Here is a 12,328-nt window from a genome sequence, read left to right on the forward strand (position 1 = left end):
AGGTCGGGAGCTTCGGTGGAGCACCCCAAAGACGCTGGATGTGACCGTCTTCGTGTTCCACCACTGGGTGCGGGGCGGGGCTAGCGGCAAGGTCCTTTTTCGCTGCACTGACCCGGTCTATTCGAGGAGAAGCTGGCAAACAAGGACTCGATGTGCGTTGTCGACGCGCGCCGTTTGTCGAGACTAGGAGAGCAGCTTCGGGGTGTCAAGAATCATATTCAGATGACGGGAGGGGCGCGTTTGTGACGAGACGCGGGCACTACCTCGAGAGCTGCTGGACCGCTGTGGGTATGAACCCCAGCGTGCTGATCAATGCCAGCGTGGCTAGGCCGTATCCAACGGCCAGGGCCGCAATGGCTAAGCGGCGTGAGTCTAAACTGGCCCCCCGCAGACTGGAAGGACCTGCATCGCTGTGGGAGGAACGGAAACCAGCACGCGTTGCGGACCTCATGGAAATCTTCAAAGGTCACAGCATGAGGGAGAGACCCCGGATGGGGTCCTAACGATCACTGTGGTGTGGATGCCGCCGTCGGGAGCCCATCGGATCGAGGAGTTCGGCAAGGTGAAGGCTCTTGCGCTCCGGCTCTAATTGCTTGACCTGCATCGCACAGCTGAAGCCGTCGGCGAGGACCGGCGTGTCCTGGGCAGTCGTGGCGAGGGCGGGAGCCAGTGCCTGTTCCGCGACCTTCATGGAGATGTCGTAGTGGTTGGCTTCGAAGCCGAAGTTGCCGGCGACGCCGCAACAGCCTGTTGCCTCGATGACATTGGCGACGCCGAGGGCGGCCAGTGCCTTGCGCTGGACGGTAGCCCCGAACGTCGAGTACTCGTGGCAGTGGGTCTGCACAGTCACGTCGGTGGGTACGGCCGGTGGCACCCAACCTGCGTCAACCCATTCCTTCACCGCTTCAGCGAAGCTGCGGATCCTCTGGGATACACGGTCGGCGGCTTCGGTGCCGAGCAGTTCCGGCGCGTCTTTCTTCAGCGCGGCGGCGCAGCTTGGTTCGATAACGACGATCGGTGCATCGCTGCCGTCATCGAGCTTCGCCACGGCCTTGCTCATGAGCTTCTTCGCGGTGTCGAGTTGACCCGTTGAGATCCAGGTGAGGCCGCAACAGGCGTCGGATTCGCAGCCGACCTGCCTTCCCGTGCTTTCCATGACCCGGGCTGCTGCTCCGGCCACCTCTGGCCTGAAGCCCTTGGTGAAGGAGTCCACGAACAGCACGGCGTCGGCCGTCTTGGAATGGGTGGCGTATGGGGCGAGGGCATCGCGAAGCATCTTCCGGGAAGCGAACTTCGGCATCTTCCTTTTGGTGGTGAGGCCACCGGCAGCGGCCACGACGTTCCCGAGCGGGCTGGCCAGAACCAGGTTTACCACCGGGCTGATCAGAGTGGTGAGTTTGAGCCAACGTGGCAACCAGCCAAGGGAGAAATGCGACATGGGCCGCAATTTGCCCTCATAGTAGTGCGAGAAGAACTCCGATTTGTAGCTGGCCATGTCTACGCCTGCGGGACAGTCGTTGGAGCAGGCCTTGCAGGCCAAGCACAGATCCAATGCCTCACGGACATCTTCGGACTTCCAGCCCTCGTTGATGGTCCGGGCACCTCGAACCATGTCCTGGAGCGCCCGGGACCGTCCTCGCGTCGAGTCTTTCTCGTCCCCTGTTGCGCGGAAGCTGGGGCACATCACTCCGCCGGAGGCTGAACGGCATCTACCGACGCCGATGCAAGCCTGGACGGCATGCACCCAGGGGTCGGCTCCGGCTGCGGCGGCTTCGACGGGCCTGAGTTCGAAGTGCGTCCTCCATTCACGCTCGGGAACCCCCTCGAGAGCCAGATTGGCGTCAAACGGATCCGGATCGGTGATGGAACCCGGATTCAGGATCCCGGCCTCATCCCAAAGCCTGCGGTATTCCTCGAACGCGGCGAGAATACCGGGCGAGTACATCTGCGCAAGCAGTGCTGAGCGGGCACGTCCGTCGCCGTGTTCTCCGGACAGGGAGCCTCCGTGGCGGACAACAAGTTCGGCGGCGGCCTGCGTGAACTTGCGGAATACGCTGCGGCCTTCTTCCGTGCGCAAATCGTAGGTGATGCGGATGTGCATGCAGCCTGCCCCAAAATGTCCATACATGATCCCGGTCAGCTCATAGTCATCCAGGAGCGTCCGGAAGTCGGCCAGGTAGGCTGCAAGGTTCTGCGGGGCAACGGCTGAGTCCTCCCAGCCGGCCAGTGATTCCCCGCCACTGGCGGGCCTTGACGACAACCCTGCGCCGTCTTCCCGCACCCGCCACAAGGAAGCGCGTTCAGCGGGGTCCGGAACCGCGCAACCATCGACCAAGCGGCCGTTCGCTGCCAGCCGTTCCAGCATCAGGGCAGCCTGGCGGGCCACTTCGTCCGGATCGTCGCCGTCAAGGTCTACGTACAGGAAAGCCTTGCCCAGGGGAAGCCCCAGGACGGAATCGTCGCCGCGGCGCAGCCGCATGGTATCAACGATGGCCTCATCGATGCCCTCGACAGCTGCGGGGGAGAACTCAAGGACGGTCTCGATGTCTTTGGCGGCATCGACGACGTCGGCATAGCCGAGGCAGACCAAGAGTGCGCTGGATGGCTTGGGGACGAGCTTCATGCGGGCACGGACGACGACGGCGCAGGTTCCTTCGGTGCCGACCAATGCCCTGGCAACGTTCAGGCCGTTCTCCGGCAGCAGGTTGGCAAGGTGGTAACCGGAAACCTGGCGCTGGATACGTCCAAGTTCGCGACGGAAAGCAGCAAGGTTCTCCTGGGCAAGCGTTTTGAGGTCTTCGCCCAACTGGAACGCCCGGGATACAGAGTAAGCGTCTGACGGGTTGGTAGCCCGGACGCCTTTGGCTGATGCGGTAAGGAGGGCGCCATCGGAGGTGACGACGTCGATCTCGTGGACGTGATCAGAGGTCCGACCGTAGCGGACAGAGTGGTTGCCGCACGCATCGTTTCCGATTGAGCCGCCTATGGTGGCACGGTTTTTTGAGGACGGGTCGGGAGCAAAAGTGAGGCTTCCGCCCGTTGCGCGTTCGGTTTCGCGGGTGAGCTGGGCAAGGACAACACCGGCTTCGACGTCTGCCGTTCCTGCCGACTCATCGATGGTGATGATCCGGTTCATGTGCCGTGAGAAGTCCAGCACAATTCCCGGGCCGATGGCGTTTCCAGCCATGGACGTCCCGCCTCCGCGGCTTATCAGGGCAGTGTCGGTTTCCCGGCACGCCGCTATGATGGCGACGACGTCGTCGACGCTGCGCGGAAACACAACACCAATCGGCGGGATCCGGTAATTGGATGCATCGTAGGAGTATGCGGCCAGCCGGTGACCCGAGGCTTCCACGGGCACTCCAGCTGCCTGGAGTCTTTCCAGGACCGGGGTATGTTCCGGGGCGGTGAAATTTGACTGCATGGCGTGCTTTCCACTGGGGTTTTCATGGAACGGTGCTGATGAATCGAAAGGCACTTGATGGAGCGTGCCCGTGGGAATTACGCCCATGATCGTGAGCGGGCGGCCGTGCCGATCCAGTGTCATCGGGAGGGTTCCTCCCGGATTCTGGTGCTCAGGAACGCTTCGGCGTCGTTCAAATGGGCCGCCCAAAGCTGCAATGCGTGATCCTGGTCGCCGGCGACAAGAGCATCCAAAAGAACAGTGTGTTCATCATGAAGTGTCGATACGTGGGGGTACCGCGGCCGAAGAAGTGCCATGAGGAGGCGGATTTCAGTGGAAATAGTCTGAAAGAGTCTGCTCAGCCTGGGCGAGTCTGCGGCTGCCACGACTGCTGCATGGAAGCCCATGTCAGCCTGTGCGGCGGTCTCCCAATCCTGATCACCTTTGACCTCGGAAAACTTCGCCAAGGATGCCCGGATCGGCTCCGTGTCCGCGCCCTGGCAGACCGAGCGGACCGCGTCGAATTCAATGAGCCGGCGCACGCGAAAGATGTCTGCGACATCCTGGACGGAGAAAAGGCGGACTCTTGCACTTCGCCCGGTTTCACGTTCCAGGAAGCCGTCAGCGATGAGAGCCTGTACAGCAACGCGCGCAGTGGGCCTCGCCACGCCCAACTTCTGTGCCACGTGGCTGTCCTTAATGTGGGCTCCCGCTGAGTAGTCTCCGGCCAGGAGGCTGCGTTCAAGCCGGGTACGGACAGCGTCGGCTACTGTCACGGCTTCATTGATCGTCACCCTAAAACTGTATAACAGCTATACACTTTTTCCGAAGACGCGGAGACTCGAAGTAACAGTGACGACGGCGCAAGAAGAGCAATGCCAGTCTCGCAAGTCAGGGTTTGGTTTGGTTAACTTTCGGCGCGGAGCGCATTGTGGAACTGACGGACAGTCTCCTGACGGAAACCCTCGAAGTCACCTTCCAAAGCAAGTGCGGCTAGTCTCTCGTGCTCAACGGCGATTTCATGGAGGTCGCTGTAAGTCCGATGGTCGACAGAGAAGTAGAGACGCAGCTTGTTCTCCCAACCGTTCCACAGAGCATGCAGGGCGGAGTTCCCCGAATATTCGTAGAAGAGCCTGTGGAAGCGCAGGTGAGCGTCAATGCTGGCCGGAATGTCGTTGGTGTCCGTGGCCCGGTAAAGCTCCTCGATGGTTTGCTTCAACCGCAGCCGCTCAGTACCGCGCAACGTTTCGGCCGAGAGTTCAGCAGCGTAAGGCTCAACAAGCAAACGGATTGATGCGATTTCGGCGACGTCGCGGGCGCTGACCTCCACAACGAAGGATCCCCGGAAGGGGATTTTCACCACCAGACCTTCTTCTTCAAGGCGGGTCAGCGCCTCACGCAGCGGGGACCGGCTGATTCCGAGATCGGCAGCAATGTGCGTCTCGCGCAGCTGCCCACCTGGAGGCACAGTTCCGTCCAGAATGGCTGTACGCAGCACGCTGTAGACGCCGTCCGGCGTCGTGGTCCGCTGCTGTTGCCATGTGAACTTGCGGTCCATCGTGCCGCCTCCCTTGTCGATTGTCGATTATACAAGGCGCCCGTCGTGCTCCCGGCAGCGGAAGCTGTCAGACGCTGAGGGCTTCCGCTGAATTGTGGCCTGTTGCTGATGCCCCCTGATGGCCTTGAGCAGGCCATCCCTGTCGCCTGCCTTCAAGAGATCCAGGATGTTTTGGTGTTCCTGTACCAGAACGTCCATCCTTGGGTAGGAAACGTCCAAGTCGAAGATACACATTCGTGATTCAGCGGCAAGTGTCTTGTAAATGCGGATAAAACGGGAATTTCCCACGCCTTCAACGAGGGTTGAATGGAACTGCATGTCCAGCCCTGCCATGGTCTGCCAGTCGGAAGCAGGCACTTGCTTCGCCATTTCGCCCACAATTTCCTTCAGCACTTCGCAGGTTTCACTGATCTGTTTCGGGCTGCTGTCCAGCAGCCTGTTGGCGGCCGCGGATTCGATGGACTCCCGAACTGCGTAGATCTCCCTTAGGTCATGCGTTTCGACCTCCTTGACGAACACTCCGTAGTTGCGCCGGCTGATCAGGATCCCTTCCTGGGACAAGCGCTGCAGGGCTTCCCGGAGGGGACCCCTGGATGTGTTGAGCTGTTCCGCCAGGAAGGATTCGTTGATCTGTTGCCCGGGCCGGATGGACCTCTGAACGATTTGATCCCGCAAGTGGTCAGCGATCACCTGCGCAGTGGGTCTTCCTTCCAATGCAAGGGGTCTTTCTGGTGCCGCCATTGACATCCACCTATCTCATCTTTCGGCGTAATGCGCGTTGGCTAGATTGCTGTTGCTGCTGGCTGACGGGTTGGCCTGGCTCGTCTTAAACCGTTCCGGGCGTACGAATTCCAGGCCTGTGAATGACTGTTTGCGGAGCGCTTCGTACGCGGCAATGTGGCCGTACCCGGTGGCATTCTTGAATCCGCCCCCGGAGAAGCCGGTGGCGCAATAGATCCTGCGTGACTTGCTGAGCCACCCCAGTAGAGGATTCTGGTCCGTGGTGTAGAGGTCCGGGAAGGCATCGGAGCGGACGATCGTCGGGATGAGGCCGGGGATGAATTCCGAGATCGTTTCAATGGTCTCGGCGATTTCGGCTGTTGAGAGTTCCCTGCGGAAACCGTCGGGGTCCGGTGTTGCTGTGCCGCGGCCGTCAAGGGTGGCTTTGACCGTGACCCCGTCGACGGCAGGTGCTCCATACATGGAGCGGTCCTGGTACATCCGGTTGAACGTGGGGAACTTTTCCGGGGTGAACTGGGCTGCGTCGTGGGCAACAAACCAGGTCAGGAAGACGCGCTTGGTCTGCGTTGCGGCTTTGAGGTAGTTGGGCATCAGACGCTGGGACCAGCCGCCCGAGGAGACGATGACGTTCTCGAAGGTCCAGGAGGTCTCTCCGGAGGTGATGACAACGCCGTCTTCGGTTTCGGTGATGCTGTCGATCGGGGTGTTGGTGTGGACGGTTGCGCCATTGGCCTCCGCCGCAGCAATGGCGGCTGTGACGGCACGGTCGGTGCGCAGGACCCCGGCGTTCGGGTCATAGACGGCGCAGTCATCTGGGCGGAGGTTGTGTTGGGGGTAGCGTTCTGCCATCTCTTCGCGGCTGAGAATCTCATGGGCAGCCCTGTTGGTACGGGCGGTTTCCAGGAGGCTGCGGATGTACGGGCCGTCGGCGGTGCCGATGGACAGGCCGCCGCAGCGGATGAGGATGTCCTGCCCGGTTTCAGCTTCCAGTTCACCCCAGAGATCACGTGAGCGTTCCAGGATGGGGTAGAGGTCAGGTACTCCACGGTAGATCATCCGAAAGAGCCTGGTATCACCGCCCACGGCGCTTCTGCCGTGAGCAGGGGACTGCGCCTCGAAACCGGTGACGGAGTCGGTCAGGTTCGATGCCTGCCACAACGCCATGCTTCCGATGCTGCCCAGGCCTATGACAGCCAATTTTCCGTCCATGGCCTAGAGCACCTTTTCCGGGAGCGCCTGGGTCTTGGCTTCCTTGGGATTGGCGTCACTGCGCTCCATCACGAGGCCCTCAGCTGCCGTCTGGATCTTGTTGATGGTTTTCAAGGTGCTTCCCTTCGAATGGGGTAGTGGTGAGAGTTTCGCTGAGCGGACTATTCATGTAGTCCGGCGAGTCTGCTGCCGAATTTGGCCAGGAGTGAGGTTTTGGTGGAGTCCCTGCGTTCTTCCCATTGGTCGGCAATGCCGAAGAGCCGGTACATGCCGTGGACGCCGAGCCAGCGGAGGGGTTCAGGTTCCCACTTCCGTGCACGGTAGCCGACCCAGGGAAGTGTGGTCCGTTCTGTTTCCTTCTCGAAGGCCAGTTCCGCGAGGGTCCGGCCGCCGACGTAGGCTGCGGTGACGCCGTGTCCGGCGTAACCGGTGGACGATCCGATCCCTTTGGCCTGGTTCCATTGCACGCCGCCGTTCCAGTCACGGGTGACGCCCAGGACTCCGGACCAGGCGTGGTCCACTTCGAGGGGGATGCCGGGGAAGAAGGAGCGGAGCTTTGTGGAGATCAGGTCAATGGTGGACTGGGGTGTTGAACCGCTGCCTCCTGTGCCGGAGCCGTAGCGGTAGGGCTTACCGCGGCCGCCTATGGCGATGCGGCCGTCCGCTGTTCGCTGCGAATAGATGAAGGTGTGTGCGGAGTCGTTAAGGCACTGGGGCCCATTCCATCCGATCTGCTGCCACGTTTCTTCGGACAGAGGCTTGGTCACGATCATCGAGGAATTGATCGGGATCAGGGTCCTGCTGCCAAGAAGCTGTCCGGAATACCCTTCGGTGCAGACGAACGTTTTGGCAGCCGTCATTTGTCCGTTGGCCAGTTTTAGGGTCGTTCGGTCGATGCTGTCCACCCGGCTGCCTTCGTAGATGCTGACCCCCATGGAGGCCAAGGTCTCGCCGAGGCCGTAGACGAGTTTCGCCGGATGAATGCGGGCGCAATGTTTGTAGAAGAGCCCGCCATGGACGGTGGAGATGTTGATCTGGCTCTGGAACTCGTCCCGGTCAAGCATATGGACATCGTCTTCGGTCAGCCCGTACTTCCAGTCGGCATCACGCCTGGCTACCAGCCTGCCCAGCCCCGCTTTGGTGTGTGCGGCGACGAGCGCGCCGCCCTTGTGCTGATCCGCGTTAATGCCCTCGGCCTGGAGAATATCCAGGACGGAATCAACGCCGGCGACAAATTCCTGCTGCAGGGCCCGGCTCGCGTCCAGCCCTCCGCCGGATGCGCGGGCGAAGGTGGCCCGGTTTCCTGGGGGCATTGCTGAGAGCCAGCCGCCGTTGCGTCCGGAGGCGCCGTAGCCGATCTGTTCTGCCTCAAATACCGCGACCTTGAGTGATGGCTCGAGTTTCTTGGCGAAGTACGCGGCCCACAGGCCGGTGTAGCCGCCGCCGATGATTGCCAGGTCTACAGAGTCCTGGCCGGTGAAGCGGGGGTAGGTGGGCCTGGTGTCCGCGAGTCCGGCCATCCAGAAGCCGAGCTCTCCGTTTCGGGGTGTTGCCGCAAGGGCTGTCATGGTTGTCCTTCGTTCTCTGTGAAGCGTTGAGGTATTCAGGCGGCGGTGTATCCGCCGTCGACGGGCAGGACCGCTCCGGTGATGTAGGACGATTCCTTCGAGGCCATGAAGAGGATGGCGTCGGCGATCTCTTCGGGGGTCGCGAGGCGCTGCAGCGGGATCTGCCCTTCGCGCTGGGCACGGTAGGCCTCGGGGTCGTCCCTGCGCTGGAACGATGCTTCGATGACCGGGGTGGCGGTCAGGCCCGGTGCGACGACGTTGACCCGGATGTTGCGTGACGCCCATTCGATCGCCGCGCCCTTGGCGAGCATGATCAGGCCGCCCTTGGCCGCGGAGTACAGGACTTCATCGGCCTTGCCGACCATGCCTAGCCGGGAGCTGACGAGGACGAAAGAGCCACCCGTAGCCGGCATCAGCGGCGCGAAGTGCTTCATCACCAGGAAGGAGCTGAGCAGGTTGCTGTGCAGCACGTTCCTCGCATCCTCGTACGCCATCTCAGTGAGCGGGCCGCTGACCTGCAGGCCGTGGTTAAGAACGACGACGTCCACGGTGTCGAAGGATTCGGCGGCCTGGCGGGCGAGGCTTTCGACGAACGCCTCGTCGTTGAGGTCTCCCGGGACGTATAGATCCTCGGGCTGGGCGCTGTCGAGGTGCTCTCTGCGGCCGGTGAGCAGCAGCCGGGCACCTTCGTTGCGGAAGTGGGAGCATACTGCCTGCCCGATTCCGCTGTTGGCGCCGGTGACCAGGGCTGTGGTCCTATCAAGTCTCATGTCAGTCACTCCATCGTGAGTTAGGTTGCTTGGGTAGTAGCTAGGGGAGGAAGTTGCCGTCCGCGATCGGTCAGTTGAGGAATCCACGGGCATCGACCGGCCACCGTTCCAGTGATGTGCCTGTGCTGTCGGTGACGATGTACTCCTCGAAATTGACTACCACCGGGCACACGTGGTTGGGGACCACCGGAAGCACGGTCCCTACCCGGGGGCGGAACCCGCCCGCGGGCAGCGGGAGGAATCCGTGGTATTCGTTGAGTTTGGACAGGACGGCCGAGGTGCCGGCAATGCCGCCGTAGCCGCGCTCGGGGCTGCCTTCGCGGCCGAGGGCTTTCGTGCCGATGTCGAGGATGACCTGGTCGGGGATCCAGTCGCTGACCACGGTGCCGGCGACGAACAGCGCGATCTGATCTTCGGTGCAGGCGCCGAGCCTGGCGTTGTTCAGGTCGTTGAACACGTACTCGCCCGGCCGGATTTCGGTGATGACGCTGCTGGTGGAGAACTCCACTGTGGGAGTGGACCCGGCGCTGACCACCTCCGCGGTGACCCCAGCTGCGTTGAAGCTGCGCACCGCAGCAATGAGCGCGGTGTCCTGATCCTTGACCGCACCCTTGCGGGCGTCCGGACCGGCGCTGCCGTGACCCGGGTAGGTGAAGACGCCCGCCGGGACCAGGCCGCGGTTGCGGGCGGCGAGGGCGAGGTCGCCGGCGGCCTCGGCAGGAGCTCCGGAACGGCGGGCACCGCAGTCGACCTCGATCACGACCTGCAGCCGGTCAGGTTCTGCGCCCATCGCGTCGGCGAGGCCATTGATCGCCGCGACGTTGTCCGCGCCGACGCGCAGCCGGGTGTTCTCGGCGAGCCGCCGGATCCGCCTCCCTTTCGTTCCCGAAGGCCAGATCGGGTAGGCGAGGAAGATGTCGTCGAACCCGGCCGCGGCGAAGACCTCGGCCTCACCCACATTGCCCGCCGTGATTCCGACCGCCCCTGCCCTAACCTGGCGCCGACCGATTTCGACGCACTTGTGCGTCTTGACATGCGGCCGGACGTCCAGGTTGTTCCGGGCGGCGAAGGCCTGCATCCGGTCGATGTTCTCCTGCATCACATCGACCAGCACGATCGGTGCGGGGGTGTCGATCCGTTCGACGAGCGCCTCGAGTGCTCCTTGAATGCGGTTCACGCTGTACTCCTCATTGTTCAACGACCTACGCCTCAGTGCAGATCATCTGGATCTCTACAGGAGTGTTCAGCGGCAGCCCGGCAACACCGATCGCGGTGCGGGCATGACGACCGTTCTCACCCAACACTCCGATGAGCAGTTCACTGGCCGCGTTGGCGACACGGGATTGCAAACCGAAGTCCGGCGGACTGGCCACGAAGACCAGCATCTGCACGATCCGGACCCGGTCCAGATCTCCCACCGCCTGCACAGCGGCGGCGAGGCAGTTCAGCGCGCAATGGCGCGCGAGCTCCCGCGCCGTCTCCAGGTCCACGTCCCGGCCCACAACCCCCGTGCCCAGCAGCTCACCGTCTTTGAACGGCAGTTGGCCGGAGATGTGGATGCTCGAGTCCACCGTCCGGTGATCCACGTAGTACGCATTTTCTGCGAGGACGGGGAGATCCAGACCCAGGGCATCGAGACGATCTGAAGCCGAGTCGCCCTTTACAGTTGGAGGTAGTGGCAGACTCATCTTTTACTCAGTTTTCTGTTAGGAGTCAGCAGGACGCGGCAGGCCGAAGAGGACCGGGAGATCGGCGATATCGGTAATCCGCTCGTAGCCGAGCCAGTGCTCGTCGTGCTCGAAGCCGCGGTCGACATACACCTTGTTCTTGATACCCATAATGGCCGCCGGGCGGTGGTCGTACATCGGGCTCGCGGAGACGTGGACGATCTCATCCGGCGTCACGCCAAGCTTGTCGAACATGTACTCAAACGCACCGAGCCGCGGCTTGTACATGCCCATCTGCTCGGCGCTGATGATGACCTCGAACGGGGCCTTGAGGTTGGCCGCAAGGCGCACAGCATGGGCGGTGTCGCTGTTCGTGATGATGACCAGCGGGAGTTCCTCAGCCAGGCGGTTTAATGCCTCGGTGACACCCGGGTACGGGCCAAAAGAGGGGACAATCTCATAAACCGCCCGTGCGTCGGCCGCACGGAACTCCAGACCGAGCCGACGCGAGGCGCGTTCCATCGAGTCGGCGACAATCTGGTGAAACGGCTTGTACTCGCCCGTGCACTCATCGATGCGGTACGCCTTGCAGGCCCGCAGGTAATCATCGGCGATCTCAGACGGCAACCGGTCACCCAGTACCTCACGGATCGCATCGTTGATAGCGAACTTGATCAGCGTTCCGTTCATGTCGAACGTAACGAACTTCGGCTTGGTTTCGAATTCGAATGCCATGTGGTCCTCCAGTTATGCTCGTCGATTGTCGACGAAAGGCTATGACGTGCTGTCGATTGTCGACGATACTCCGACGGTCAGTAGATTGTCAACGAAATTCCCCGAGGTGCCCGGGTTGCAGCCAGGATAGACGCACCACCGAGCCATGGAGTACGATTGTCAACAATTCACGATCCAGTGGAAGGAAAAATCATGCGTCCATACGTATATGTCCCGGCAGCCAAAATTCAGGGCGAGCTCGAACCTAACGGCCACCGTGCCGGCTACGACTCGGGTGACCCGCAGACGTCGATCCTTAAGTTCGACACCGCTATTAAGACGGGCGTCTGGGAGTGCCAGCCGGGCGGCTGGAATATAACCCCCCGCGAGGACACCGAGGTGTGCTACATCGTGAGCGGCCGCGTGACCGTCACGGATGGCGCCACCGGCAACGTCTACGAAGTCTCTGCCGGCGACGTTGTTGTGCAGCCCAAGGGCTGGTCGGGCCGCTGGGATGTTACCGAGACCATCCGCAAGGTCTACAGCCACGGCTTCGACTGATCCCCGTCTGAACCTGACGCTAGGCTAACGGGCCGTACCCTCATGAGGGATACGGCCCGTTCACTTCTCCGGCACCCCAGCAGGATCATCGCGTCATCGACCGGGCTCTAGCAGCCATACGGGCGAGGATCTCTCAG

Annotated in this window: 11 protein-coding genes; 1 reads left to right on the top strand and 10 read right to left on the bottom strand. The window is 62.0% G+C overall.

Translation table 11 applies throughout. The features are described from left to right. Positions 1–499: 499 nt before the first annotated feature. From V9L18_RS10835 to V9L18_RS10880, 10 genes are all read right to left on the bottom strand, one after another. On the bottom strand, positions 500–3,424 hold the full coding sequence (locus V9L18_RS10835; protein WP_337347171.1) for an FAD-binding and (Fe-S)-binding domain-containing protein: 2,925 nt from the start codon (positions 3,422–3,424) through the stop codon (positions 500–502). Positions 3,425–3,543: 119 nt separating this feature from the next. Next, positions 3,544–4,197 (bottom strand): GntR family transcriptional regulator, encoded by a 654-nt coding sequence (locus V9L18_RS10840; protein WP_337347172.1) that lies wholly within the window; start codon positions 4,195–4,197, stop codon positions 3,544–3,546. Positions 4,198–4,310: 113 nt separating this feature from the next. After that, on the bottom strand, positions 4,311–4,961 hold the full coding sequence (locus V9L18_RS10845; protein ID WP_337347173.1) for a GntR family transcriptional regulator: 651 nt from the start codon (positions 4,959–4,961) through the stop codon (positions 4,311–4,313). Positions 4,962–4,988: 27 nt separating this feature from the next. Further along, positions 4,989–5,651: a GntR family transcriptional regulator gene (locus tag V9L18_RS10850; RefSeq protein WP_337347174.1), complete on the bottom strand. Its 663-nt coding sequence runs from the start codon at positions 5,649–5,651 to the stop codon at positions 4,989–4,991. Between the two features lie 66 nt (positions 5,652–5,717). Next, the gene (locus V9L18_RS10855; protein WP_337347175.1) at positions 5,718–6,911 is read right to left on the bottom strand and encodes an FAD-dependent oxidoreductase; all 1,194 of its coding nucleotides are present in this window, start codon (positions 6,909–6,911) and stop codon (positions 5,718–5,720) included. Between the two features lie 161 nt (positions 6,912–7,072). After that, positions 7,073–8,479, bottom strand: coding sequence for an NAD(P)/FAD-dependent oxidoreductase (locus V9L18_RS10860; RefSeq protein ID WP_337347176.1), 1,407 nt, complete (start codon positions 8,477–8,479; stop codon positions 7,073–7,075). Positions 8,480–8,514: 35 nt separating this feature from the next. Further along, the gene (locus tag V9L18_RS10865) at positions 8,515–9,249 is read right to left on the bottom strand and encodes an SDR family NAD(P)-dependent oxidoreductase (protein WP_337347177.1); all 735 of its coding nucleotides are present in this window, start codon (positions 9,247–9,249) and stop codon (positions 8,515–8,517) included. A gap of 70 nt (positions 9,250–9,319) precedes the next feature. Then, entirely contained in the window at positions 9,320–10,426 is a 1,107-nt protein-coding gene (locus tag V9L18_RS10870; RefSeq protein WP_337347178.1) for an alanine racemase, read from the bottom strand. Positions 10,427–10,451: 25 nt separating this feature from the next. Next, a complete protein-coding gene (locus V9L18_RS10875) occupies positions 10,452–10,937 on the bottom strand; it encodes a RidA family protein (protein ID WP_337347179.1) in 486 nt (161 codons plus the stop codon). An 18-nt stretch (positions 10,938–10,955) separates the two neighbouring features. Continuing rightward, positions 10,956–11,651, bottom strand: a complete 696-nt coding sequence (locus tag V9L18_RS10880; RefSeq protein WP_337347180.1) for a haloacid dehalogenase type II — start codon at positions 11,649–11,651, stop codon at positions 10,956–10,958. Between the two features lie 192 nt (positions 11,652–11,843). On the opposite strand from V9L18_RS10880, the gene V9L18_RS10885 reads away from it, so the two are divergent. Beyond that, positions 11,844–12,191 carry a cupin domain-containing protein gene (locus V9L18_RS10885; protein ID WP_337347181.1) on the top strand — a complete coding sequence of 116 codons (348 nt, stop codon included), beginning with the start codon at positions 11,844–11,846 and terminating at the stop codon, positions 12,189–12,191. Positions 12,192–12,328 lie beyond the last annotated feature (137 nt).

This window comes from Pseudarthrobacter sp. CCNWLW217 (genome assembly GCF_037203985.1).
GTDB lineage: Bacteria > Actinomycetota > Actinomycetes > Actinomycetales > Micrococcaceae > Arthrobacter.